Origin of the sequence: Pseudomonas sp. DTU12.3 (assembly GCF_004124275.1) — a bacterium.
Classification (GTDB): Bacteria; Pseudomonadota; Gammaproteobacteria; order Pseudomonadales; family Pseudomonadaceae; genus Aquipseudomonas; species Aquipseudomonas helmanticensis.
The window spans coordinates 4,854,435-4,878,864 of sequence record NZ_CP027218.1 but is presented as its reverse complement, the minus strand read 5'-3'; the positions used below and the strand labels follow the sequence as shown (position 1 = coordinate 4,878,864).

Sequence of the window (24,430 nt, the reverse complement as noted above, 5' to 3'; positions counted from 1 at the left end):
GGGCTTGCTCGCGAATGCGGTCTGTCAGTAGCACTTTTGCCGACTGACACTCCGCCTTCGCGAGCAAGCCCGCTCCCACATTTGATTTGCGTGACGTCAGACCGCTACAGCACGTGGCTCGGTACGGCGCAGGGAGCGGATTTTTTGCAGCGTATCCGCGCAAGTCCGCGCCGCTTCCTGACCTTTGTGCACAAAGTGCTCAAAGAAGAACTTCTGATGCTCGTCGCCAGCATGGAAATGATGCGGGGTCAGTGACACCGAGAACACCGGCACTTCAGTTTCCAGCTGCACCTGCATCAGGCCGCTGACCACCGACTGGGCGACGAACTCGTGACGGTAGATGCCGCCGTCGACGACCAAGGCTGCCGCGACGATGCCGGCATATCGTCCGGTCTTGGCCAGCAATTTGGCGTGCAGAGGCATTTCAAAGGCGCCGCCGACTTCGAAGATGTCGATGTCCGATTCCTGATAACCCAGGGCAATCATTTCGGCGACGAAGCCTTTACGGCTCTGATCGACGATTTCCTTGTGCCAGCAGGCCTGGATGAACGCTACGCGCTCGCCGTGTGGGTGTTTGCTTTTGCTGTCGATAGCGGTGGGTTGCATGTTCTGACTCCTGTTTGTGTGAAAAACAGGGCGTTATGAATCGAAAGGGATTCAAGGGTGCGCACACGCACAACATTGCGCGGACGGCCCTTTGGCGTTAATCCCGTTCTCTCTTCATCCGGACTATGACCGTCGGCCCCGGAATCACACCGGGTCTGCTGACCTTGCCGCCGCTCACAACCAAAGCCGTGTTCAGCACCCAAGCGCTCGCGGGCTATGCGCATTGCGCGCAATTACCGCCGGTGGGGAATTACACCCCGCCCTGAGAACGTTTTTGCCGCCCTTTCTCGGGCGGCGCAGCGTTTTTAACATATATTTTCAGGCCTTGCATACTCAATACCGGCCAGCGAAATACAGAACCTGTGGGAGCGGGCTTGCTCGCGAAAGCGATTTAACCTTCAACGCAAATGTTGGCTGGCAATCTGCCTTAGCGAGCAAGTCCGCTCCCACATGGATTGCGCTTTCTAGGGGCGTAACGTGGCCTTTTCTCATTAAAGGCTTGAATAATCTGCCTCATGACCGCAGTAATTGACCTTCGTAAAGGGATTTTCCCGCTGACCAGAGGCCAGGTTTATGAGCGTTATCGATCTTCGCAGCGACACCGTCACCCAACCGACCCCCGCCATGCTCGACGCGATGACCGCGGCAGGCACCGGTGATGATGTGTATGGCGAAGATCCAACCGTCAATCGTCTGGAAGCCGAACTGGCCAAACGTTTGGGCTTTGCCGCCGCGCTGTTCGTGCCGACCGGCACCATGAGCAACCTGCTGGGCTTGATGGCGCACTGCGAGCGCGGCGACGAATACGTCGTTGGCCAGCAGGCGCACACCTACAAGTACGAGGGCGGAGGCGCGGCAGTGCTCGGATCGATCCAGCCGCAACCGCTGGAAGTGCAGGTCGACGGTTCGCTGGACCTGGATCAGGTCGCGGCGGCGATCAAACCGGACGATTTCCACTTCGCCCGCACTCGATTGCTGGCGCTGGAAAACACCATGCAAGGCAAAGTGCTGCCGCTGGAATATCTAGCCCGGGCGCGCCAATTTACCCAAGAGCACGGTCTGCAGTTGCATCTGGATGGCGCGCGTCTTTACAACGCGGCGGTCAAACTCGGGGTTGATGCGCGGGAAATCACGAAACATTTCGATTCGGTGTCGGTGTGCCTGTCCAAAGGCCTCGGCGCACCGGTGGGCTCGGTTTTGTGCGGTTCTGAGCAGCTGATCGGCAAGGCCCGCCGTTTGCGCAAAATGGTCGGTGGCGGCATGCGTCAGGCCGGGTTGCTGGCAGCGGCGGGGCTGTATGCGCTGGATAACAACGTCGAGCGTCTGGCGGATGACCACGCCAACGCGCAGTTTTTGGCCGACGGTCTGCGTGAAGCCGGTTTCACTGTCGAACCGGTGCAAACCAACATGGTTTATGTGCAAATGGGCAACAAAGCCGAAGCGATCAAGGCCTTTGCTGCTGAACGTGGGATCAAGTTGAGCGCCGCCGCGCGTCTGCGCATGGTCACGCACATGGACGTCAATCGCTCGCAAATCGAGCAAGTGATCGCGACATTCGTCGAGTTTTCGCGCAAGTGACAGCGTTCGCCGTCCAATTGACCGTTTCTATCGTATAAACACGCTGTACCCCGCGCGCAGGGCCGATATAATGCGGCCCTTTGCCGTCGCTTCGTCTGTTGACGTTTCGAACAGGCCTTTGGCCGCAGCCTCCGTGGAAGAACCTAATGAAAAGCGCAGAAATCCGTGAAGCCTTCCTTCGCTTCTTCGAAGATCAAGGCCACACCCGTGTAGCCTCCAGCTCTTTGATTCCGGGCAACGACCCAACCCTGCTGTTCACTAACGCGGGGATGAACCAGTTCAAGGACTGCTTCCTGGGCCAGGAAAAACGTGCGTACACCCGCGCGACCAGCAGCCAGAAATGCGTACGTGCCGGTGGCAAGAACAGCGACCTGGAAAACGTCGGGTATACCGCTCGTCACCACACGTTCTTCGAAATGCTCGGTAACTTCAGCTTCGGTGACTATTTCAAGCACGACGCGATTACCTTTGCCTGGACCTTCCTGACCGGCGTTCTGAAACTGCCGAAGGAAAAACTCTGGGTCACCGTCTACGCCTCCGACGACGAAGCGTATGACATCTGGACCAAAGAAATCGGTGTGCCGGTCGAGCGCATGATCCGCATCGGCGACAACAAGGGCGCGCCTTACGCCTCCGACAACTTCTGGACCATGGGTGACACCGGCCCGTGCGGCCCGTGCACCGAGATTTTCTACGATCACGGCGACCACATCTGGGGCGGCCCACCGGGCTCGCCGGAAGAAGACGGCGACCGTTACATCGAGATCTGGAACAACGTGTTCATGCAGTTCAACCGCACCGCCGATGGCGTGTTGCATCCGTTGCCAGCACCGTCGGTCGACACCGGCATGGGCCTGGAGCGGATCAGTGCGGTAATGCAGCACGTCAATTCCAACTACGACATCGACCTGTTCAAGAACCTGCTGAAGGCTTCGGCTGAAGCCATCGGCTGCGAAAACGGCGATCAGTCTTCGCTGAAAGTAGTCTCCGACCACATTCGTTCGTGCGGTTTCCTGATCGCCGACGGCGTGCTGCCGTCCAACGAAGGTCGCGGTTATGTGCTGCGGCGGATCATCCGTCGCGCTTGCCGTCACGGTAACAAGCTGGGCGCCACTGGCAGCTTCTTCTACAAGATCGTTGCTGCGCTGGTTGCCGAGATGGGCGAAGCCTTCCCGGAACTGAAAAAGCAGCAGAGCAACATCGAGCGCGTGCTCAAGGCCGAAGAGGAGCAGTTCTCCAAGACTCTGGAGCACGGCCTGAAAATTCTCGAGCAGGATCTGCTGGAACTCAAAGGCACCGTGGTGCCGGGCGACGTGGTGTTCAAACTCTACGACACCTACGGTTTCCCGATGGACCTGACCGCCGACATCGCGCGTGAGCGCAGTCTGACCGTCGACGAAGCCGGTTTCGAACGTGAGATGGAAGCCCAGCGTGTTCGTGCGCGCTCGGCCAGCTCGTTCGGTCTGGACTACAACACGCTGGTCAAGGTTGACGTTGCCACCGAGTTCACCGGTTACAAAGACACCAGCGGTTCGGCAAAAATCGTCGCTATCTATAAAGATGGCCAGTCGGTCGACGTCTTGAATGAAGGCGAAGAGGCGGTGATCGTGCTGAACCAGACGCCGTTCTACGCTGAATCCGGCGGCCAGATCGGCGACTGCGGTTATCTGCAGGCCGGCAGCAGCCGTTTCGACGTGCGTGACACCACCAAGACCGGCGGCGCCTTCCTGCACCACGGTGTGCTGGATTCGGGCAGCCTGACCATCGGCGCGCCAGTGGAAACTCACGTTGATGCTGAAGTGCGTCATGCGACTTCGCTGAACCACTCGGCCACGCACTTGCTGCACGCTGCATTGCGCCAAGTACTGGGTGAGCATGTTCAGCAGAAAGGTTCGTTGGTGGATAGCCAGCGTCTGCGTTTCGACTTCAGCCACTTTGAAGCGATCAAGCCTGAGCAGATCAAAGCGCTGGAAGACATCGTCAACGCCGAGATTCGCAAGAACTCCGCTGTCGAAACCGAAGAAACCGACATCGAGACCGCCAAGAACAAAGGCGCGATGGCGCTGTTCGGCGAGAAGTACGGCGACAACGTGCGCGTGCTGAGCATGGGCGGTGATTTCTCCGTCGAGCTGTGCGGCGGTATCCACGCCAACCGTACCGGCGACATTGGCCTGCTGAAAATCATCAGCGAAGGTGGTGTGGCTTCGGGCGTACGTCGTATCGAAGCGGTCACCGGTGCACAGGCACTGGCGTACTTGAATGCTGCAGAAGAACAACTCAAGGAAGCGGCCAGCCTGGTCAAGGGCAGCCGCGACAACCTGATCGACAAGCTGTCGGCTGTGCTGGAGCGCAATCGCCAACTGGAGAAGCAGCTCGAACAGTTGCAAGCCAAAGCAGCCAGCGCGGCGGGCGACGATCTGTCGTCCTCGGCACTGGACGTCAAAGGCGTGAAGGTTCTGGCTGCACGTCTGGATGGTCAGGACGCCAAAGCGTTGCTGGCGCTGGTTGATCAGTTGAAGAACAAACTCGGCCGCGCAGTGATCCTGCTCGGCAGTGTCCATGAGGAAAAGGTCGTTCTGGTTGCAGGCGTAACCAAGGACCTGACTGGCCAACTCAAAGCCGGTGATTTGATGAAACAGGCTGCTGCGGCAGTGGGCGGGAAGGGCGGTGGTCGTCCGGACATGGCGCAGGGCGGCGGTGTTGATGCCGGCGCGCTGGATGGTGCACTGGCGCTGACCGTTCCATTCGTCGAGCAGGGTTTATAAGACGGTCCATCGCGCTCGCAGTCTAGTGGCGGGCGCGGTGGCTGTTCGAGTGATTATTGGGCGCCCTTCATGGGCAGAGGCGGCTTTGAAATGGCTTTGATCGTACAGAAATTTGGAGGCACCTCGGTCGGTACTGTCGAGAGAATCGAGCAGGTCGCCGACAAGGTTAAGAAATTCCGCGATGCCGGCGATGACCTGGTGGTTGTGCTGTCTGCAATGAGCGGCGAAACCAACCGTCTGATCGATCTGGCCAAGCAAATCAGTGGTGACGGTCAACCGGTTCCGCGTGAGCTGGACGTGATCGTGTCTACCGGTGAGCAGGTGACGATTGCCCTGTTGGCCATGGCGCTGATCAAGCGCGGTGTGCCAGCGGTTTCGTACACCGGCAATCAGGTACGGATCCTGACCGACAGTGCGCACAATAAAGCGCGTATCTTGCAGATTGATGACCAGAAGATTCGCGGTGATCTGAAAGCCGGTCGCGTCGTCGTTGTCGCCGGTTTCCAGGGCGTCGACGAGCACGGCAACATCACCACTCTCGGCCGTGGCGGTTCCGACACTACCGGTGTGGCATTGGCTGCTGCTTTGAAGGCTGACGAGTGCCAGATCTACACCGACGTCGATGGTGTCTACACCACTGACCCGCGTGTGGTGCCGGTCGCTCAGCGTCTCGACAAGATTACCTTTGAAGAGATGCTGGAAATGGCCAGCCTCGGTTCCAAGGTGTTGCAGATCCGGGCGGTGGAATTCGCCGGCAAGTACAACGTTCCGCTGCGCGTACTGCACAGCTTCAAGGAGGGTCCGGGCACCCTCATTACTATTGATGAAGAGGAAACCATGGAACAGCCGATCATTTCCGGCATCGCTTTCAACCGCGATGAAGCCAAGCTGACCATCCGTGGCGTGCCAGACACCCCGGGCGTGGCGTTCAAGATTCTCGGCCCGATCAGTGCCGCGAACATCGAAGTCGACATGATCGTGCAGAACGTTGCGCACGATAACACCACCGACTTCACCTTCACCGTACACCGCAACGACTTCCAGGCCGCACAGAACGTGCTGGAAAACACCGCTCGCGAGATTGGTGCCCGTGAAGTGGTTGGCGACATCAAGATCGCCAAGGTCTCGATCGTCGGCGTCGGCATGCGTTCCCACGCAGGCGTGGCCAGCCGCATGTTCGAATCCCTGGCAAAAGAAAGCATCAACATCCAGATGATCTCGACTTCGGAAATCAAGGTTTCCGTAGTGATTGAAGAGAAGTACCTGGAACTGGCCGTGCGCGCCCTGCACACGGCTTTCGAACTGGATGCGCCTGCCCGTCAAGGCGAGTAATTCCATTTCTTGAAGGGCGCGGTCTGACCGCGCCCTTTATTTTTTGAATGGCGCGAGCCCTGAACTGTTCTTTTGCTCGCGCTGGTCAATACTCAGGCATGTAGGGCTACGATCGCTCCGGTTGTAGGTCGGGTGCCTTTTTTTTGCAGACTGTTGTCCCTGAACTGAATTGCGTAAGGAGAAAGGTATGCTGATTCTGACCCGTCGGTGCGCAGAAAGCCTGATTATCGGTGACGGCGAAATCACCGTGACCGTGCTCGGCGTTAAAGGAAACCAGGTGCGTATCGGCGTCAACGCCCCGAAAGAGGTTGCCGTGCACCGTGAGGAAATTTACCTGCGTATAAAGAAAGAGAAGGACGAAGAACCAAGCCATTAATTTTTATCGATTTTTATGTTTGCAAACGGGGAAAAGGTTGGTTAAGATACGCCCCGTGTTGCGGAGAGCTGGCCGAGTGGCCGAAGGCGCTCCCCTGCTAAGGGAGTACACCTCAAAAGGGTGTCGGGGGTTCGAATCCCCCGTTCTCCGCCATTATTTGCTTAGTACGTCGTAATCTGGCTTTTTCTGTAAGTTGTTGAAATTAATAGAAAAAGTGGTTGGAATAGAGATTAGACGGGCTATAATGCGGCGCAACAAATGCACTCGTAGCTCAGCTGGATAGAGTACTCGGCTACGAACCGAGCGGTCACAGGTTCGAATCCTGTCGAGTGCACCATTTAAGAGTCAGTTACAGCAATGTAAATGACTTGGCTTCAACCAGATGTGATCTGGTCTAAAAACACAAATGCACTCGTAGCTCAGCTGGATAGAGTACTCGGCTACGAACCGAGCGGTCACAGGTTCGAATCCTGTCGAGTGCACCATTTAAGAGTTAGTTGCAGTAATGCAGATAACTTGGCTTCATCCAGTTGTGGTCTGGGCTAAAAACACAAAATGCACTCGTAGCTCAGCTGGATAGAGTACTCGGCTACGAACCGAGCGGTCACAGGTTCGAATCCTGTCGAGTGCACCATATACCGAAAAGCCCGCGTTTAACGCGGGCTTTTTGCTGTCCGGGATTTGGTTTTTTCCTTCACGCATCCTCTCTCATCAAAATCGACTTGAGCACTGCGACCTCGCTTGAGGTCGTAACGATAGCTGGTTGTCGATGTCCGAATATTTACCTTGTCTGGTTTGCCAAGCGCGCTTTCGACATCTTGCTGGCTCATGCCGGCAATCACGCGCCGATTGATGATTGCCTCGCGACGCTGCCTGGCATCGATCAGATTTCCGCATCGATGTTCCGCGCGGCCAATGATGCCCGGTTCCCGACCCTTGGCTTTCATACTGGATGTTTCTTCGTGGTTGGCTTCCGGCATCACGGCTACAACCGAGCCGGGCGAATAGGGGTGAACCTCGTGGGTGGAGCGCAGTTCGCCGTGTGCGCAACTCATGCTGGTAAAGGTGATGCTGCCATCCGCAGCTTCGCAACGATGAAGGGTGGTGGCAGCCCCGGCAGGCGGCAGGTAGAGCAGGGTGGTGAGTATCAGGTGTGATGTGTTCAATGGCATTCGACGTCCTCCATGACGATCTACGCTGAAGGGTAGTCGCTACATTTTCCATTGCCGGTGTGTTTTCTTTTCAGGATGAGTCGTCGCATTTGCACGGATCAGGACGGTGCTCAGGTTTGTTTCGCAAGCGCTTGTTTCGGCCGTGATTTTTTAACGTTTAAAACCGTCAGGCGGTGTATCATTGCGCCCGTCAGCCCCGCCGGGGCTTGTGGAAAACCTCCATGGACTTACCCAGTAGTTACTCAGTAAACAGTTTCACCAATCATGAATTGACTGATTGATCCTTCCGGCGTGCCCCGCTGCTGGGAGTGGAGTTCGCCTATGTCTGAAATCGAAGTAAAGAAAACACAGGAAAGCCTGCAGGATCGCCTGGCTCAAGTCGTCGAGCTGCTGCAGCGTCAGCGGGTCGTCGAAGACCTGACTCATCGCCAGGAAGGCGCGCATCACGACCGGGTTGAAAACCTGGTTCACCGGCAGAACCTTGTCGAGCTGCAACGCAAGCTCGATGATCTGCACTCCGCCGACGTTGCCTACATCCTTGAAGCCTTGCCGCTGGACGATCGTCTGACGCTCTGGCAATTGGTCAAGGCCGACCGCGACGGCGACATTCTTCTCGAAGTATCCGACTCCGTTCGTGAAACGCTGATCGCCGACATGGATGATCACGAGCTCCTGGCTGCGGCCAAGGACATGGACGCCGACGAACTTGCTGACCTGGCTTCAGAGCTGCCGCGAGACGTCGTCCATGAGCTGATGGAGAGTCTGGATAACCAGCAACGCGAGCGTGTGCGTTCGGCCCTGTCTTATGACGATGAGCAGGTCGGTGCGCTGATGGACTTCGAGATGGTGACCATCCGCGAGGACGTCAGTCTCGAAGTGGTTCTGCGCTATTTGCGTCGCCTCAAAGAGCTTCCTGGTCACACCGACAAACTGTTCGTGGTTGATTACGACGGTGTGCTCAAGGGCGTGCTGCCGATCAAGCGTTTGCTGGTCAACGACCCGGACAAGCAGGTTGCCGAAGTAATGGCCAGCGATCCGGTGAGTTTTCACCCGGACGAAGATGCTTACGACGCCGCGCAGGCGTTCGAACGTTATGACTTGATCTCGGCCCCGGTGGTCGACAAGAACGGCAAGCTGATCGGCCGTCTGACCATCGACGAAATGGTCGACCTGATTCGTGAAGAGAGCGAAAACGAAGTTCTCAACATGGCCGGTCTGCGTGAAGAGGAAGACATCTTTGCTTCCGTCTGGAAGTCACTGCGCAACCGTTGGGCCTGGCTGGCGATCAATCTGATTACCGCGTTCATCGCATCCCGTGTGATCGGCCTGTTCGAGGGTTCGATCGAGAAACTGGTAGCCCTCGCGGCGTTGATGCCGATTGTGGCGGGTATTGGGGGTAACTCCGGTAACCAGACGATCACCATGATCGTTCGCGCGATGGCGCTCGACCAGGTGAGCACCGGTAACACTTCGCGACTGATGCGCAAGGAATTGGCGGTGGGCCTGATCAATGGCCTGGTCTGGGGCGGGGTGATCGGTGTGGTTGCTTATCTGCTCTATGGCAGTTGGTCATTGGGCGTGGTAATGACTGCGGCAATGACGCTCAACCTGCTGCTGGCTGCCCTGATGGGCGTATTGATCCCGATGACCCTTGCGAAAATGGGGCGCGACCCGGCAATGGGGGCGAGTGTGATGATTACCGCGATGACCGATAGCGGGGGCTTCTTCATTTTTCTGGGGTTGGCGACAATCTTCCTGCTCTAAATTGCTGCATCGAAACAGCCCGCCAAATTGGCGGGCTTTTTTGTGTCTGCAAAAACTCAAATTGCGCGCAAAAAAAAGCCAGCAATTAAGCTGGCTTGAGATGTTCGGTATGTCTCAGGACGCGTCTGCTGCCATTTCGGCGTCATGAGCGATCAGAGATACCAAAGCGTTCTGCTGGCGGTGAGACAGTTGGCGGAATCGTTGCAAAAGCTCGCGCTCGTGCAACGACAGCTCCGGGCTGTCGAGGCGCATGCTCAGCTCTTCGCCCAGTGCGCCTTCCTGAATAAGACTCTGCTCAAGGCGCGCAATGATCTCGGAGTTCATGCTGCGATGATGATTGCGAGCCACCTCGGCAATGCGTTCACGCATTCCGTCTGGCAGACGTACGACGAACTTGTCAGCCGTACGGCTGGAATAAATTGCCTGTTTCAATGGGCGCATATATTTAACCGGTTAGTTCAGGGGAGCGGTTCTCGGGATTGGCCGCAGGATGTGTGGTAGGACAAGCATCCGCGCCAAATGGTTCAACCTGAATTGTTAAGAGGCCCGCATCATGCCTCAAAATTGCCAGATCATTGGCGTCAATTCTGTGACAAATATTGAGCTGGGTAAAGGCGTAATGCCAGCACCAATTATCAGAAATGCGGACTGGTTTGAAAACTTCGCCCTGGTCTGCATCGCTGCTCGCGTCCTGGTGCATATCAGTTGATGTCCGAAGACGTCAGAGCGTGCATGCTATGCGGCTTTCTATCCTTGTTTCCTTGTCTTTACAGGATAGTGGCAAATTGCCGATTTACTAGTGGCTAAGGTGGTCTGGAGGGCGTTTTCAGGATGGATGGCAAGCTTATTTATCTGATGGGCCCCTCAGGGTCAGGCAAGGACAGTCTGATTGAGGCTGCGCGCGAACCACTGCGGGCGATGGGCTGTGAAGTCATGCGGCGAGTCATCACGCGATCAGCTGAATCGGTGGGTGAGGATGCGATGGGCGTGACACCTGAGGAGTTCGAGCGACGTGCGCAAAAGGGTGATTTTGCCTTGGCATGGCACGCGAACGGTCTTGCCTATGGAATCCCGGCGCAGATGGATCGGTTTTTGGCTGCAGGGCGCCATGTGCTGGTTAACGGCTCGCGCGCCAATCTGCGACAAGCGATGGGCCGTTACCCAGCGTTGGTGCCGGTACTGTTAACGGTAAGTGATGAGGTTCTACGTGGCCGCCTGCTCAGGCGGGGGAGAGAGACGCTTGAGCAGATCGAGGCTCGGCTTGCTCGTAACGCTTTATTCAAGGATCGCAGATCGAGTGACGAGCCGGTGCTTCTGATCGATAACTCAGGTGAGCTGGCGGGGGCGGTGGAACAGTTGCTGGATCTGATTCGGCTCAGCGCAGCACTGGATCAAACTTGATCTTGCGCCCGGCAGCCAGTGCCAGCACAAACAGCACCGAAAATACGCCGCAGACAATCAGGGGCAGGGTGACTGTGGTTTCCTCGAACAGCGAAAGATGCATTACGCCACTCAATAAGGCGAGGATCAGAAATCCTGCTGCTGATTTGGACATGCTGTACTCCTGAAGATATTTCAAAAAACCAGACGTTCTGTAAGTTGAGCTGGCAGGGCCTGATCGGGGGCGCTGACAGTCCTTGGGGCAAAGCTGCTCTTATCGGTCAGAATCGCCAGTTGGGGCTGTTTCTGCACCTGCAGATAATGCGGCATGCGCTGGGCCACCGATTCCGGGGCATTGCTCGCAGGGGCAAAGTGAAAACTCAGCAAAATCGCCAGTGCAGTCGCGTTTGCAAGCAAGAGGTTGGTGTTCATGGGGCGGCGCTCCGATTGTTCTTCTAAGGAACAGGCAAAGCAGCCGTCATGCCAACAGTCTAACCGCTGTTAAGTCCTTTAAAAACAACGATTTGGGAGGAAGAGTCGGATCGCTCGGGTTGCAATCTGCAATGATGGCTTTTTGGAAGGGTGCAAAATGCACGGTAAATCTTCCCGCAGCGTTGCAGTACGCATGCCTACACTTAATATGCCTACGGATGACATGACAAACCGGGGCGTGACCGTTAACATGCTCGCCGTCCGTCGCGCTGCCTCTGCTCGCGACAATCGTGTGTCTCAGTAGCTCAATTGGATAGAGCATCCCCCTCCTAAGGGGAAGGTTGGCAGTTCGAACCTGCCCTGGGACACCATCTATTGTTTGAATTCCCTTCTATTAGTAGTACTCGCCGCTTCCGAGGTCGCTCGGTACCCTTGTTCCATTTGTGCAGCTTGATGATCCTTAGCGTGGATGGACTGGTCTCGCCCGGCGATTATCGGCGGACAACCAGTAGATGTTTTCGGGGCTGGTGCAATGCTTCTATATAGAAAGAAGGCGTTTTCGGGTGTTTCGATAGAAAAGCGAAATTAACGGTTGACGGCAGATTCTGGACGTCTATAATTCGCCCCACTTCCGGCGCAGTCGAAACGGAAAACTCCTTGAGATTCAATGAGTTGCGCAGTTTTCGACAGCGACTTGCTTCAGATCATCGAAGCCTGGAAGGAGTTGAAAGAGTGATGATGTTTGGCTCTTTTAACGTTTCGATCTTCTCGGTCGAAAGCGGAGAAAAAGAGGTGTTGACAGCAGCGTGTAACGCTGTAGAATTCGCCTCCCGCTGACGAGAGATCGGAAGCGCAAGTGGTTGAAGTTGTTGAAGAATTCTTCGAAAACTTCTGAAAATAATCACTTGACAGCAAATGAGGCTGCTGTAGAATGCGCGCCTCGGTTGAGACGAAAGATCTTAACCAACCGCTCTTTAACAACTGAATCAAGCAATTCGTGTGGGTGCTTGTGGAGTCAGACTGATAGTCAACAAGATTATCAGCATCACAAGTTACTCCGCGAGAAATCAAAGATGTAACCAACGATTGCTGAGCCAAGTTTAGGGTTTCTTAAAAACCCAAAGATGTTTGAACTGAAGAGTTTGATCATGGCTCAGATTGAACGCTGGCGGCAGGCCTAACACATGCAAGTCGAGCGGATGAGAGGAGCTTGCTCCTGGATTCAGCGGCGGACGGGTGAGTAATGCCTAGGAATCTGCCTGGTAGTGGGGGACAACGTTTCGAAAGGAACGCTAATACCGCATACGTCCTACGGGAGAAAGCAGGGGACCTTCGGGCCTTGCGCTATCAGATGAGCCTAGGTCGGATTAGCTAGTTGGTGAGGTAATGGCTCACCAAGGCGACGATCCGTAACTGGTCTGAGAGGATGATCAGTCACACTGGAACTGAGACACGGTCCAGACTCCTACGGGAGGCAGCAGTGGGGAATATTGGACAATGGGCGAAAGCCTGATCCAGCCATGCCGCGTGTGTGAAGAAGGTCTTCGGATTGTAAAGCACTTTAAGTTGGGAGGAAGGGCAGTAAATTAATACTTTGCTGTTTTGACGTTACCGACAGAATAAGCACCGGCTAACTCTGTGCCAGCAGCCGCGGTAATACAGAGGGTGCAAGCGTTAATCGGAATTACTGGGCGTAAAGCGCGCGTAGGTGGTTCGTTAAGTTGGATGTGAAATCCCCGGGCTCAACCTGGGAACTGCATTCAAAACTGTCGAGCTAGAGTATGGTAGAGGGTGGTGGAATTTCCTGTGTAGCGGTGAAATGCGTAGATATAGGAAGGAACACCAGTGGCGAAGGCGACCACCTGGACTGATACTGACACTGAGGTGCGAAAGCGTGGGGAGCAAACAGGATTAGATACCCTGGTAGTCCACGCCGTAAACGATGTCAACTAGCCGTTGGGAGCCTTGAGCTCTTAGTGGCGCAGCTAACGCATTAAGTTGACCGCCTGGGGAGTACGGCCGCAAGGTTAAAACTCAAATGAATTGACGGGGGCCCGCACAAGCGGTGGAGCATGTGGTTTAATTCGAAGCAACGCGAAGAACCTTACCAGGCCTTGACATCCAATGAACTTTCCAGAGATGGATTGGTGCCTTCGGGAACATTGAGACAGGTGCTGCATGGCTGTCGTCAGCTCGTGTCGTGAGATGTTGGGTTAAGTCCCGTAACGAGCGCAACCCTTGTCCTTAGTTACCAGCACGTAATGGTGGGCACTCTAAGGAGACTGCCGGTGACAAACCGGAGGAAGGTGGGGATGACGTCAAGTCATCATGGCCCTTACGGCCTGGGCTACACACGTGCTACAATGGTCGGTACAAAGGGTTGCCAAGCCGCGAGGTGGAGCTAATCCCATAAAACCGATCGTAGTCCGGATCGCAGTCTGCAACTCGACTGCGTGAAGTCGGAATCGCTAGTAATCGTGAATCAGAATGTCACGGTGAATACGTTCCCGGGCCTTGTACACACCGCCCGTCACACCATGGGAGTGGGTTGCACCAGAAGTAGCTAGTCTAACCTTCGGGAGGACGGTTACCACGGTGTGATTCATGACTGGGGTGAAGTCGTAACAAGGTAGCCGTAGGGGAACCTGCGGCTGGATCACCTCCTTAATCGACGACATCAGCTGCTCCATAAGTTCCCACACGAATTGCTTGATTCATTGAAGAAGACGAAAGAAGCAGCCCGAAATTGGGTCTGTAGCTCAGTTGGTTAGAGCGCACCCCTGATAAGGGTGAGGTCGGCAGTTCGAATCTGCCCAGACCCACCAATTTTGTGTGGGAAACGCCTGTAGAAATACGGGGCCATAGCTCAGCTGGGAGAGCGCCTGCCTTGCACGCAGGAGGTCAACGGTTCGATCCCGTTTGGCTCCACCACTACTGCTTCTGAAGTTTGAAAGCTTAGAAATGAGCATTCCATCGTTGTGATGATGAATGTTGATTTCTAGTCTTTGACTAGTTCGTTCTTTAAAAATTTGGGTATGTGATAGAAAGATAGACTGAACGTTACTTTCACTGGTAACGGATCAGGCTAAGGTAAAATTTGTGAGTTCTCTTAGTTGAGAAATTCGAATTTTCGGCGAATGTCGTCTTCACAGTATAACCAGATTGCTTGGGGTTATATGGTCAAGTGAAGAAGCGCATACGGTGGATGCCTTGGCAGTCAGAGGCGATGAAAGACGTGGTAGCCTGCGAAAAGCTTCGGGGAGTCGGCAAACAGACTTTGATCCGGAGATGTCTGAATGGGGGAACCCAGCCATCATAAGATGGTTATCTTGTACTGAATACATAGGTGCAAGAGGCGAACCAGGGGAACTGAAACATCTAAGTACCCTGAGGAAAAGAAATCAACCGAGATTCCCTTAGTAGTGGCGAGCGAACGGGGACTAGCCCTTAAGTGGCTTTGAGATTAGCGGAACGCTCTGGAAAGTGCGGCCATAGTGGGTGATAGCCCTGTACGCGAAAATCTCTTAGTCATGAAATCGAGTAGGACGGAGCACGAGAAACTTTGTCTGAATATGGGGGGACCATCCTCCAAGGCTAAATACTACTGACTGACCGATAGTGAACTAGTACCGTGAGGGAAAGGCGAAAAGAACCCCGGAGAGGGGAGTGAAATAGATCCTGAAACCGTATGCGTACAAGCAGTGGGAGCCCACTTTGTTGGGTGACTGCGTACCTTTTGTATAATGGGTCAGCGACTTATTTTCAGTGGCGAGCTTAACCGAATAGGGGAGGCGTAGCGAAAGCGAGTCTTAATAGGGCGTCTAGTCGCTGGGAATAGACCCGAAACCGGGCGATCTATCCATGGGCAGGTTGAAGGTTGGGTAACACTAACTGGAGGACCGAACCGACTACCGTTGAAAAGTTAGCGGATGACCTGTGGATCGGAGTGAAAGGCTAATCAAGCTCGGAGATAGCTGGTTCTCCTCGAAAGCTATTTAGGTAGCGCCTCATGTATCACTGTAGGGGGTAGAGCACTGTTTCGGCTAGGGGGTCATCCCGACTTACCAAACCGATGCAAACTCCGAATACCTACAAGTGCCGAGCATGGGAGACACACGGCGGGTGCTAACGTCCGTCGTGAAAAGGGAAACAACCCAGACCGTCAGCTAAGGTCCCAAAGTTATGGTTAAGTGGGAAACGATGTGGGAAGGCTTAGACAGCTAGGAGGTTGGCTTAGAAGCAGCCACCCTTTAAAGAAAGCGTAATAGCTCACTAGTCGAGTCGGCCTGCGCGGAAGATGTAACGGGGCTCAAACCATACACCGAAGCTACGGGTATCATCTTCGGATGATGCGGTAGAGGAGCGTTCTGTAAGCCTGTGAAGGTGAGTTGAGAAGCTTGCTGGAGGTATCAGAAGTGCGAATGCTGACATGAGTAACGACAATGGGTGTGAAAAACACCCACGCCGAAAGACCAAGGTTTCCTGCGCAACGTTAATCGACGCAGGGTTAGTCGGTCCCTAAGGCGAGGCTGAAAAGCGTAGTCGATGGAAAACAGGTTAATATTCCTGTACTTCTGGTTATTGCGATGGAGGGACGGAGAAGGCTAGGCCAGCTTGGCGTTGGTTGTCCAAGTTTAAGGTGGTAGGCTGGAATCTTAGGTAAATCCGGGATTCTAAGGCCGAGAGCTGATGACGAGTGTTCTTTTAGAACACGAAGTGGTTGATGCCATGCTTCCAAGAAAAGCTTCTAAGCTTCAGGTAACCAGGAACCGTACCCCAAACCGACACAGGTGGTTGGGTAGAGAATACCAAGGCGCTTGAGAGAACTCGGGTGAAGGAACTAGGCAAAATGGCACCGTAACTTCGGGAGAAGGTGCGCCGGTGAGGGTGAAGGACTTGCTCCGTAAGCTCATGCCGGTCGAAGATACCAGGCCGCTGCGACTGTTTATTAAAAACACAGCACTCTGCAAACACGAAAGTGGACGTATAGGGTGTGACGCCTGCCCGGTGCCGGAAGGTTAATTGATGGGGTTAGCTAACGCGAAGCTCTTGATCGAAGCCCCGGTAAACGGCGGCCGTAACTATAACGGTCCTAAGGTAGCGAAATTCCTTGTCGGGTAAGTTCCGACCTGCACGAATGGCGTAACGATGGCGGCGCTGTCTCCACCCGAGACTCAGTGAAATTGAAATCGCTGTGAAGATGCAGTGTATCCGCGGCTAGACGGAAAGACCCCGTGAACCTTTACTATAGCTTTGCACTGGACTTTGAATTTGCTTGTGTAGGATAGGTGGGAGGCTTTGAAGCGTGGACGCCAGTTCGCGTGGAGCCAACCTTGAAATACCACCCTGGCAACTTTGAGGTTCTAACTCAGGTCCGTTATCCGGATCGAGGACAGTGTATGGTGGGTAGTTTGACTGGGGCGGTCTCCTCCTAAAGAGTAACGGAGGAGTACGAAGGTGCGCTCAGACCGGTCGGAAATCGGTCGTAGAGTATAAAGGCAAAAGCGCGCTTGACTGCGAGACAGACACGTCGAGCAGGTACGAAAGTAGGTCTTAGTGATCCGGTGGTTCTGTATGGAAGGGCCATCGCTCAACGGATAAAAGGTACTCCGGGGATAACAGGCTGATACCGCCCAAGAGTTCATATCGACGGCGGTGTTTGGCACCTCGATGTCGGCTCATCACATCCTGGGGCTGAAGCCGGTCCCAAGGGTATGGCTGTTCGCCATTTAAAGTGGTACGCGAGCTGGGTTTAGAACGTCGTGAGACAGTTCGGTCCCTATCTGCCGTGGACGTTTGAGATTTGAGAGGGGCTGCTCCTAGTACGAGAGGACCGGAGTGGACGAACCTCTGGTGTTCCGGTTGTCACGCCAGTGGCATTGCCGGGTAGCTATGTTCGGGAAAGATAACCGCTGAAAGCATCTAAGCGGGAAACTTGCCTCAAGATGAGATCTCACTGGAACCTTGAGTTCCCTGAAGGGCCGTCGAAGACTACGACGTTGATAGGTTGGGTGTGTAAGCGCTGTGAGGCGTTGAGCTAACCAATACTAATTGCCCGTGAGGCTTGACCATATAACACCCAAGCAATTTGCATGCTCCAAGCTGAAAAGCGAGAGAGACCAGATTGCGGTGTGTGAAGACGAAACGAACCGAAAGTTCGATGTTCACAAACACCGAAAGCTATCACATACCCAATTTGCTGAAGCGAGGCCGTCCGGCCACGACTCAGTACCCGAATTTCTTGACGACCATAGAGCGTTGGAACCACCTGATCCCATCCCGAACTCAGCAGTGAAACGATGCATCGCCGATGGTAGTGTGGGGTTTCCCCATGTGAGAGTAGGTCATCGTCAAGATTAAATTCCAAAACCCCAATTGCGAAAGCAATTGGGGTTTTGTTTTGCCTGCAAGAAAAACATTTACACATAAAGCCCCGATCAGGATCACCTGGCGGGGCTTTTTCATGCCCATAGCCGGCGTTAATTACGGTGCAGACACCGACAACATGTTCTGTAAGGAATCTTGAACCTGCGCCTTCAGAGAACGCCACTTGTGGCCGATAACCCACTCGGTGACTTCAAAGTCGCGCGAAATCGCTTGATAGCATTTAGCCGCCAGCTATCATCTGCGCGCCTGAAATTGCCCTCACTTCAATTGCCTGGAAATCTTCGATGCTGTCGTATCACCAAAAGAGTTTTCTGATCGTCGATGATTTCTCGGATTTCCGCAGTTCCGTTCGTTCGATGCTGCGGGAGCTTGGGGTCAAGGACGTCGACACCGCCGACAGTGGCGAGCAGGCGCTGAAGATGTGCGCGCAGAAATCCTACAATTTCATCCTGCAGGATTTCCATCTCGGCGACGGCAAGAAGAATGGCCAGCAGGTGCTTGAAGACCTGATGCTGGAAAAGCTCATCAGCCATGAAGCGGTGTTCGTCATGGTCACCGCCGAGACCAGTCAGGCGATGGTGCTCAGTGCCCTGGAACACGAGCCGGACGCGTACCTGACGAAACCGTTCAACCGCTCCGGTCTGGCCCAGCGCCTGGAGCGTCTGGAACAGCGCAAGACGCTGCTCAAACCGATTCTGCAAGCCCTCGACCGCGGCAAACCGGTCGAGGTGCTCAACGCCTGCATCGCCCTGTGCAAGCAGGACATTCGTTATTCGCCGCTGTGCCTGCGTTACCGCGCTGATGCGCTGCGCGACATGAACCAGAACGAAGCGCTGGAGCGTCTCTACGACAGCATCATCGCCGACCGGCCATTGCCGTGGGCATTTGCCGGGTTGGGCAAATTGCTCTTCAAGCGGGGCCAGGTGGCACAGGCCAAAGGTGTCTACGAAAAAGCCTTGAAGGTGTTCCCGATGATGCCGTCGTTGTACGACGGTATGGCCGACGTGCTGGTTTCCGAGGGCGACAGTAAAGGCGCGCAACGGGTGCTCGAAGAGGCGATCCGTCTCTCGCCGCTGGCGGTGCGTCGCCAGGCGTTGCTGGGCAAACTGGCGATGGCCAACGAAGATTTCGACACCGCCTCGCGCGCCTATCGCCAAGCTGTGGCGCAGGGCGCGCAGTCGCGCTTCAAGGATCCGGAAAGCAACCTCGGGCTGGCCCATGCGCTGATCAGCAAAGGCAGTGAGCGCGGCCTCGATACGCGCACACGACTTGAGATCAACACCACCCTCAGCGCCGTCGCCAAGGAAAACCCGAGCGACCCGGGTCTGCAGATCCGTGCGCGCCTGATGAAGGCCACCAGCCTGCTGCTCAACGATGCCGAAACCGCCGACAAGCTCACCGAGCAGGCACTGATGCGCCTCGACGGCATGGAGCAGTTCATGAGCCCCGAAGCGGCGCTGCTGGTGGCTAAGCAATTGCAAATGCTCGGTCAGGCCGAGGCGGGCACTTCGATGCTCAAGAGTTGCGCAGAGATCTACGGTGATGATCCGGCGGTGATGAAAGACATCGCCAAGCTCACTGACGACCCGACTATCCTCAGTTCCAGCAACGCTGCTGCCGACCTCAACCGTCAGGGCGTGCGCGTGTACAAGACCGGTAATCTGGTGGAGGCCCGCGAGGTGTTCCGCAAGGCGCTGAAGATGCAACCGAAGAACATCAGTATTGCGCTGAACATGGCCCAGTCGCTGTTGCACGGCACCGACACCAGTGTGCCGTCGGCGGAGCTGGAAGAGTGTCGGGCCTGCCTGAAACTGGTTGGCCTGATGCCCGACACCGACGCGCGTCATGCGCGTTATCAGAAGCTGAAAAGCAAGGCATTTGGCGAATGAGCAACGACAAGCAGGCACTGGATTTTTCCACGGTGATTGCCTCCACCGTTCACGACATGAAGAACTCGCTGGCCATGCTCATGCAGGCCCACAGCCAATGGCTGGCGCGGTTACCGCGGGCGCAGCGCGAAGGTTCGGAACAGGGCGTCATCGACTTCGAGTTCGCCCACCTCAACGGCATGCTGGTGCAGTTGCTCGGGCTGTACAAACTCGGCGTCAATCAGCTGCCACTGCAACCTGCGTATCACGAACTGGACGACTTCATCGAGGCACAACTGGCGGCGCATCAAGAGGTGTTCGCCAGTCGCGGCATCATCGCGACCTATGAAGTCGACCCGCTGAGCCCGCTTGGCTTCTTCGACCGTGAACTGATTGCCTCGGTGCTCGGTAACTGCATCAACAATGCGATTCGTTATGCCCGCGAATCGCTGCTGATTACCGTCAGTGACGAAGCCGGGCAATTGGTGCTGACCATCAATGATGACGGCGCTGGCTATCCGCCCGAGATGCTCGAGCGCCAGGCAGATTACGTGCAAGGCATCAACCACAGCAGCGGCAGCACCGGACTGGGCCTGTATTTCGCCAACCGCATCGCGGCCCTGCATCAGCGCAATGGCGTTGAAGGTCGCACCGAAATCCGCAACGGCGGCCCATTGGGCGGCGGCGTGTTCAGCCTCTACCTGCCCTGAACGCATGCCCTTTGTAGGAGCTGCCGAAGGCTGCGATCTTTTGATGTTGTTTTAAAGATCAAAAGATCGCAGCCTTCGGCAGCTCCAGGGGGGAATTCGCATAGTTTGGTTTTTTGTTTTGACGCTGCTTGATATTCCGAACAGCCGAAGCCTATTTTGTACGGGTCGCCGTTCGCGGCTCGCACAATAACAAGGATTGCGTCATGACAACCGATGGCCAGCGTTCACTCGCTCAGCGACTGACGGGCATTGATGAGATTGAATGTGTCACGCCGGATTTGAACGGCGTGCCGCGAGGCAAAGTGATGACCGCCGAGGGTTTCCTCGAAGGGCGGCGTTTGCAGATGGCGCGGGGTGTGCTGCTGCAATGCATCATGGGCGGTTATCCGGCGGCGCGCTTTTACGGCAGCGATGACGGTGATCTGGCACTGGTTGCCGAACCATCCATGATTCATCCGCTGCCATGGAGTGATGAGCCGCGGGCATTGGCCATTTGTGATGCCGATGAGCTGACCGGCGAAAGCTCCAATCTGTCGACTCGTGGCCAGCTGAAAAAGGTCATTGCCCGTTACGCAGCGCGCGGCCTGGCGCCAGTGGTGGCGACCGAGCTGGAATTCTTTGTCTTCGCGCCGAATACCGATCCGACCCAACCATTCCGTCCGCCTGTTGGCCTCGACGGTCGACGCGAGGAGGGCCAGTCAGCCTTCAGCGTCAGCTCCAACAACGGCCTGCGCCCCTTCTTCAGCGAAGTGTACAAATGCATGGCGGCCCTCGATCTGCCGCGCGATACCTTCATGCACGAAATGGGTGTCAGCCAGTTCGAGATCAACCTGCTCCACGGTGATCCGTTGCTGCTGGCCGACCAGACCTTCCTGTTCAAGCACCTGCTCAAGGAAGTCGCGCTCAAGCACGGCCTGACCGTGGTGTGCATGGCCAAGCCTCTGGCGCACACGCCGGGAAGTTCGATGCACATTCACCAGAGCATCGTTGCCAGCGACAGCGGCAAGAATGTCTTCAGCGACGAAAATGGCCAGCCAACCGCGATGTTCCGTCACTTCATCGGTGGTCAGCAGGCTGGCATGGCGGAGTTCACCGCACTGTTTGCGCCCAACGTGAACTCCTATCAGCGTCTGTGCCATCCCTACGCTTCACCGAACAACGCGTGCTGGTCCCATGACAATCGCGCCGCTGGCTTGCGTATTCCCGCCAGTTCGCCGGTCGCCCGTCGGGTCGAAAACCGCTTGCCGGGCGCGGACGCCAATCCGTATCTGGCGATCGCCGCCAGTCTGGCCGCGGGTTTGCATGGTATCGAGCATGAGCTTGAGCCGACGGCAGCCATTCAGGGCGAGTTCGAAGTGCCGGACAACCTTTCGCTGCCATGTACCTTGCATGCCGCCCTCGAACGTCTGAAACGTAGCCAGCTGGCGAGGGAACTGTTCGGACAGGAGTTCATCGAAGGCTACATCGCTTCGAAGACCATGGAGTTGACCAGCTTCTTTGATGAAATCACTCCCTGGGAACGGCGTGTTCTAGCAGCCCAGGCCTGACGAATTGTCGCCATCGGGCTATCGTTTTGAAAGCCCGATATTCACTGCAAGGAGCCGCTCGGAACGCCGATGCGCCAAATCTGGAAATCCTTTCGAGCGCTGTATTTCGCCTCGCTGATGATGTTGATCGGCTCGGGCCTTCTATCTACTTATCTGGCCTTGCGCCTGGCCGCTGACCATGTCGATGGGCTGTGGGTCGGTGCGTTGATGGCCTGCAACTATTTCGGCCTGGTGCTGGGCGGCAAGATCGGCCACCGGCTGATCGCCCGCGTCGGGCATATCCGTGCGTATTCGGCGTGTGCCGGGATTGTCGGCGCGGCGGTGCTTGGCCATGGCCTGGTCGATTGGCTGCCGGCGTGGCTGGTGCTGCGGACCATCGTCGGCCTGGGCATGATGTGCCAATACATGGTGATCGAGAGCTGGCTCAACGAGCAGGCCGAGGCCAATCAGCGCGGCCTGGTGTTCAGCGGCTACATGATTGCTTCGTATCTTGGCCTGGTGCTGGGTCAGTTGATTCTGGTGATGCACCCGGGCCTCGGTCTCGAGTTGCTGATGCTGGTGGCCCTGTGCTTTGCGCTGTGTCTGGTGCCGGTGGCTTTGACCCGACGCATTCACCCGGCGCCGCTGCACCCTGCACCGATGGAGCCGCGCTTCTTTATCAAGCGCGTGCCACAGTCGCTGAGTACGGTGCTCGGTGCCGGTTTGATCATCGGCTCGTTCTATGGTCTGGCACCGCTGTATGCGTCTCAGCAGGGCCTGTCGACCGAGCAGGTCGGTCTGTTCATGGGTAGCTGCATTTTTGCCGGATTGCTGGTGCAGTGGCCGCTGGGCTGGTTATCCGACCGCTACGACCGGGCGTTGTTGATCCGCTGCTTTGCCGGGTTCCTCGCGGTGGCAGCGTTGCCGCTGGCAATCCTGCCGCAGGTGCCGCTGGAGGTTTTGTTCGTCGTCGGGTTCATGTGTTCGCTGGTGCAGTTCTGTCTGTACCCGCTGGCGGTGGCGTTCTCCAATGACCACGTCGAAGGTGATCGTCGGGTGTCGCTGACCGCGATGCTATTGGTGACTTACGGTGTCGGCGCCAGCATCGGGCCGCTGCTCGCCGGTGTGCTGATGAAGCTGTTTGGCAGCCAGAGCCTGTATGCGTTCTTCAGCTTCTTCGCGCTGGTGCTGGTGTGGCGGATCCGCCCGAAAGCCGTGACCAATCTGCATCAAGTCGACGACGCACCGCTGCATCACGTAGCAATGCCCGACAGCATGTCCAGTTCGCCGTTGGTGGCAGCCCTTGACCCTAGGGTCGACGAGCACGTGGTGCAGGAGCAGATGCAGACGACGGTTACGCCCGAGCCAGAACCAGGACCGCAACTTGATCCAGAACCTGAAGTGCAACCCGAACCAGTGTCAGAGGGTGAGCCGGATGATGGCAGCGATAAGCCGACCCCGGACATCAGCGGTGGCAGGCCATAATATCTGGCGATACAGTCATCAGTAGTCAGCAGATAGCTCTGAAGTAAACAGAGTCTTTGTAGTGGACAGACTATCTGTGGCGAGGGGATTTATCCCCGATCGGTTGCGCAGCAGCCGCCAAGCCATTCAATGCGGTCTGTCAGGAAAAATTCCCGGTCAGTAATTGGGGCCGCTTCGCAGCCCATCGGGGATAAATCCCCTCGCCACAAGGATCTCCTGCCTAGAGTTTTTCCGCAGGCACAAAAAAGGGCAGTCCCGCCAAGGACTGCCCTTCTTGTTTACGCAAACAAATCACATATCGTCTTTATCGAAGCGCCGTGCTTCACGCTGCAATTGATAAACGAAGCGTTCAACGTTGCGTGCGGCCGGGCCACTGATGTTATGGAAGCGCAGGCCGGCGAAGGTGATGTTAAGTTTTTCTTCGAAGTGCAGGTAACGCAGTTCGACGGCGGTCGGCTGATTGCCGAACAGCGGCGGGGCGATCAGGCGGTCGTAGACCTGGCCCAGTTGCAGGCGGTCAGTGATGTCGCCTTCGAACCGTAGCTTGCAGCCGGTTGCGGAGATATCCAGCAATTTGCCGTTGATCGGCGCCTTGAGCTTTTCGCCACCCAGTTCAACACTGACCAGATCGGTGAGTTTCAGCGCCGCGCGGAAGGCGTTGCGGCGCTGGTGGTAAACCACCTCGGTCGGCAAGTCACCGGTGTAGAAGCGGTCGCCGTCGGACTCTTCGATGTTCAGCGTGCCGGTGCAATCCCAGGCGATACGCACACCTTCGTGAAAACCTTCAACCTTGAACGGCTCGCCGGCCAGCAGGAAACGCTCGCCATCGCGCGGGATCATTTCGTCGAGGGCGATCGTTGCGCTGTCGCGGTCGACTTTGATCAGGTAGCTCTGAAAACGCTGGCTGCGTTCGTGGAACGTGATAATCAGCGGATCATGGCTGTCTTGCAGCTGACGCAGGTTGCTGGAGATTTCCAGTGGCGTGGTGAGCACCTTAGGGGGCTGCGGAGCATCATCCGCGCTGAGGGCGTTGGACACGGTTTATCAAT

The 24,430-nt window shown here is 56.0% G+C and carries 16 protein-coding genes, 7 tRNA genes, 3 rRNA genes and 1 riboswitch; of the genes, 20 read left to right on the top strand and 6 right to left on the bottom strand.

Annotation, left to right across the window (positions count from 1 at the left end):
• Positions 1-96 precede the first annotated feature (96 nt).
• A complete protein-coding gene (locus C2E19_RS22385; protein ID WP_129395116.1) occupies positions 97-606 on the bottom strand; it encodes a 6,7-dimethyl-8-ribityllumazine synthase in 510 nt (169 codons plus the stop codon).
• Positions 607-707: 101 nt separating this feature from the next.
• Positions 708-880, bottom strand: a riboswitch (FMN riboswitch).
• 299 nt (positions 881-1,179) lie between these two features.
• Here C2E19_RS22385 and ltaE point away from each other — a divergent pair.
• The 8 genes from ltaE (at position 1,180) to C2E19_RS22345 (ending at position 7,291) form a co-directional block, all read left to right on the top strand.
• Positions 1,180-2,184, top strand: coding sequence for a low-specificity L-threonine aldolase (gene ltaE / locus C2E19_RS22380; protein ID WP_129395115.1), 1,005 nt, complete (start codon positions 1,180-1,182; stop codon positions 2,182-2,184).
• A gap of 146 nt (positions 2,185-2,330) precedes the next feature.
• The gene (gene alaS, locus C2E19_RS22375) at positions 2,331-4,949 is read left to right on the top strand and encodes an alanine--tRNA ligase (RefSeq protein WP_129395114.1); all 2,619 of its coding nucleotides are present in this window, start codon (positions 2,331-2,333) and stop codon (positions 4,947-4,949) included.
• A 90-nt stretch (positions 4,950-5,039) separates the two neighbouring features.
• Positions 5,040-6,281, top strand: coding sequence for an aspartate kinase (locus tag C2E19_RS22370; RefSeq protein ID WP_053122853.1), 1,242 nt, complete (start codon positions 5,040-5,042; stop codon positions 6,279-6,281).
• A gap of 187 nt (positions 6,282-6,468) precedes the next feature.
• Positions 6,469-6,657, top strand: a complete 189-nt coding sequence (gene csrA, locus C2E19_RS22365) for a carbon storage regulator CsrA (protein WP_002554426.1) — start codon at positions 6,469-6,471, stop codon at positions 6,655-6,657.
• 62 nt (positions 6,658-6,719) lie between these two features.
• Positions 6,720-6,810 (top strand) — tRNA-Ser (locus tag C2E19_RS22360).
• Between the two features lie 107 nt (positions 6,811-6,917).
• Positions 6,918-6,994 (top strand) — tRNA-Arg (locus tag C2E19_RS22355).
• A 71-nt stretch (positions 6,995-7,065) separates the two neighbouring features.
• Positions 7,066-7,142 (top strand) — tRNA-Arg (locus tag C2E19_RS22350).
• A gap of 72 nt (positions 7,143-7,214) precedes the next feature.
• Positions 7,215-7,291, top strand: a tRNA-Arg gene (locus C2E19_RS22345).
• A gap of 19 nt (positions 7,292-7,310) precedes the next feature.
• Here the strand turns inward: C2E19_RS22345 and C2E19_RS22340 are convergent.
• Entirely contained in the window at positions 7,311-7,829 is a 519-nt protein-coding gene (locus C2E19_RS22340; protein ID WP_129395113.1) for a cell envelope protein SmpA, read from the bottom strand.
• 321 nt (positions 7,830-8,150) lie between these two features.
• Between C2E19_RS22340 and mgtE the strand changes: the two genes are divergently transcribed.
• Positions 8,151-9,593: a magnesium transporter gene (gene mgtE / locus C2E19_RS22335; protein WP_129395112.1), complete on the top strand. Its 1,443-nt coding sequence runs from the start codon at positions 8,151-8,153 to the stop codon at positions 9,591-9,593.
• A 114-nt stretch (positions 9,594-9,707) separates the two neighbouring features.
• Here the strand turns inward: mgtE and C2E19_RS22330 are convergent, their stop codons facing one another.
• Positions 9,708-10,034 (bottom strand): Arc family DNA-binding protein, encoded by a 327-nt coding sequence (locus tag C2E19_RS22330; protein ID WP_003178899.1) that lies wholly within the window; start codon positions 10,032-10,034, stop codon positions 9,708-9,710.
• A gap of 390 nt (positions 10,035-10,424) precedes the next feature.
• On the opposite strand from C2E19_RS22330, the gene phnN reads away from it, so the two are divergent.
• The gene (gene phnN, locus C2E19_RS22325) at positions 10,425-10,994 is read left to right on the top strand and encodes a phosphonate metabolism protein/1,5-bisphosphokinase (PRPP-forming) PhnN (RefSeq protein WP_129395111.1); all 570 of its coding nucleotides are present in this window, start codon (positions 10,425-10,427) and stop codon (positions 10,992-10,994) included.
• On the opposite strand, the gene C2E19_RS22320 is transcribed toward phnN, so the two are convergent.
• Positions 10,969-11,148 carry a PA3371 family protein gene (locus C2E19_RS22320; RefSeq protein ID WP_129395110.1) on the bottom strand — a complete coding sequence of 60 codons (180 nt, stop codon included), beginning with the start codon at positions 11,146-11,148 and terminating at the stop codon, positions 10,969-10,971. The genes phnN and C2E19_RS22320 overlap by 26 nt on opposite strands.
• 20 nt (positions 11,149-11,168) lie before the next feature.
• Complete coding sequence (locus C2E19_RS22315) at positions 11,169-11,405, bottom strand: hypothetical protein (RefSeq protein ID WP_129395109.1); 237 nt, start codon at positions 11,403-11,405, stop codon at positions 11,169-11,171.
• A gap of 294 nt (positions 11,406-11,699) precedes the next feature.
• Between C2E19_RS22315 and C2E19_RS22305 the strand changes: the two genes are divergently transcribed.
• From C2E19_RS22305 to C2E19_RS22255, 10 genes are all read left to right on the top strand, one after another.
• A tRNA-Arg gene (locus C2E19_RS22305) sits at positions 11,700-11,776 on the top strand.
• A 759-nt stretch (positions 11,777-12,535) separates the two neighbouring features.
• Positions 12,536-14,072, top strand: a 16S ribosomal RNA gene (locus C2E19_RS22295).
• An 81-nt stretch (positions 14,073-14,153) separates the two neighbouring features.
• Positions 14,154-14,230: transfer RNA gene (locus C2E19_RS22290), tRNA-Ile, on the top strand.
• Positions 14,231-14,260: 30 nt separating this feature from the next.
• A tRNA-Ala gene (locus tag C2E19_RS22285) sits at positions 14,261-14,336 on the top strand.
• A gap of 247 nt (positions 14,337-14,583) precedes the next feature.
• Positions 14,584-17,477: ribosomal RNA gene (locus tag C2E19_RS22280) — 23S ribosomal RNA — on the top strand.
• Between the two features lie 168 nt (positions 17,478-17,645).
• A 5S ribosomal RNA gene (rrf, locus tag C2E19_RS22275) occupies positions 17,646-17,761 on the top strand.
• Together the 16S, 23S and 5S rRNA genes with 2 tRNA genes alongside form the textbook arrangement of a ribosomal RNA operon.
• A 315-nt stretch (positions 17,762-18,076) precedes the next feature.
• Positions 18,077-19,681: a tetratricopeptide repeat-containing response regulator gene (locus tag C2E19_RS22270; RefSeq protein ID WP_129395108.1), complete on the top strand. Its 1,605-nt coding sequence runs from the start codon at positions 18,077-18,079 to the stop codon at positions 19,679-19,681.
• Positions 19,678-20,370, top strand: a complete 693-nt coding sequence (locus tag C2E19_RS22265) for a sensor histidine kinase KdpD (protein WP_129395107.1) — start codon at positions 19,678-19,680, stop codon at positions 20,368-20,370. Before C2E19_RS22270 ends, C2E19_RS22265 begins: the two co-directional genes overlap by 4 nt.
• Positions 20,371-20,675: 305 nt before the next feature.
• Complete coding sequence (locus C2E19_RS22260; RefSeq protein WP_174823977.1) at positions 20,676-21,917, top strand: glutamine synthetase family protein; 1,242 nt, start codon at positions 20,676-20,678, stop codon at positions 21,915-21,917.
• A gap of 69 nt (positions 21,918-21,986) precedes the next feature.
• Positions 21,987-23,381, top strand: a complete 1,395-nt coding sequence (locus C2E19_RS22255; protein ID WP_129395105.1) for an MFS transporter — start codon at positions 21,987-21,989, stop codon at positions 23,379-23,381.
• A gap of 291 nt (positions 23,382-23,672) precedes the next feature.
• On the opposite strand, the gene C2E19_RS22250 is transcribed toward C2E19_RS22255, so the two are convergent.
• Entirely contained in the window at positions 23,673-24,419 is a 747-nt protein-coding gene (locus C2E19_RS22250; protein ID WP_129395104.1) for a flagellar brake protein, read from the bottom strand.
• Positions 24,420-24,430 lie beyond the last annotated feature (11 nt).

What these genes read in the sequence shown, in the direction of transcription:
- C2E19_RS22385 (WP_129395116.1), bottom strand. Translation starts at nt 606, where the DNA reads ATGCAACCCACCGCTATCGACAGCAAAAGCAAACACCCACACGGCGAG.
- ltaE (WP_129395115.1), top strand. Translation starts at nt 1,180, where the DNA reads ATGAGCGTTATCGATCTTCGCAGCGACACCGTCACCCAACCGACCCCC.
- alaS (WP_129395114.1), top strand. Translation starts at nt 2,331, where the DNA reads ATGAAAAGCGCAGAAATCCGTGAAGCCTTCCTTCGCTTCTTCGAAGAT.
- C2E19_RS22370 (WP_053122853.1), top strand. Translation starts at nt 5,040, where the DNA reads ATGGCTTTGATCGTACAGAAATTTGGAGGCACCTCGGTCGGTACTGTC.
- csrA (WP_002554426.1), top strand. Translation starts at nt 6,469, where the DNA reads ATGCTGATTCTGACCCGTCGGTGCGCAGAAAGCCTGATTATCGGTGAC.
- C2E19_RS22340 (WP_129395113.1), bottom strand. Translation starts at nt 7,829, where the DNA reads ATGCCATTGAACACATCACACCTGATACTCACCACCCTGCTCTACCTG.
- mgtE (WP_129395112.1), top strand. Translation starts at nt 8,151, where the DNA reads ATGTCTGAAATCGAAGTAAAGAAAACACAGGAAAGCCTGCAGGATCGC.
- C2E19_RS22330 (WP_003178899.1), bottom strand. Translation starts at nt 10,034, where the DNA reads ATGCGCCCATTGAAACAGGCAATTTATTCCAGCCGTACGGCTGACAAG.
- phnN (WP_129395111.1), top strand. Translation starts at nt 10,425, where the DNA reads ATGGATGGCAAGCTTATTTATCTGATGGGCCCCTCAGGGTCAGGCAAG.
- C2E19_RS22320 (WP_129395110.1), bottom strand. Translation starts at nt 11,148, where the DNA reads ATGTCCAAATCAGCAGCAGGATTTCTGATCCTCGCCTTATTGAGTGGC.
- C2E19_RS22315 (WP_129395109.1), bottom strand. Translation starts at nt 11,405, where the DNA reads ATGAACACCAACCTCTTGCTTGCAAACGCGACTGCACTGGCGATTTTG.
- C2E19_RS22270 (WP_129395108.1), top strand. Translation starts at nt 18,077, where the DNA reads ATGCTGTCGTATCACCAAAAGAGTTTTCTGATCGTCGATGATTTCTCG.
- C2E19_RS22265 (WP_129395107.1), top strand. Translation starts at nt 19,678, where the DNA reads ATGAGCAACGACAAGCAGGCACTGGATTTTTCCACGGTGATTGCCTCC.
- C2E19_RS22260 (WP_174823977.1), top strand. Translation starts at nt 20,676, where the DNA reads ATGACCGCCGAGGGTTTCCTCGAAGGGCGGCGTTTGCAGATGGCGCGG.
- C2E19_RS22255 (WP_129395105.1), top strand. Translation starts at nt 21,987, where the DNA reads ATGCGCCAAATCTGGAAATCCTTTCGAGCGCTGTATTTCGCCTCGCTG.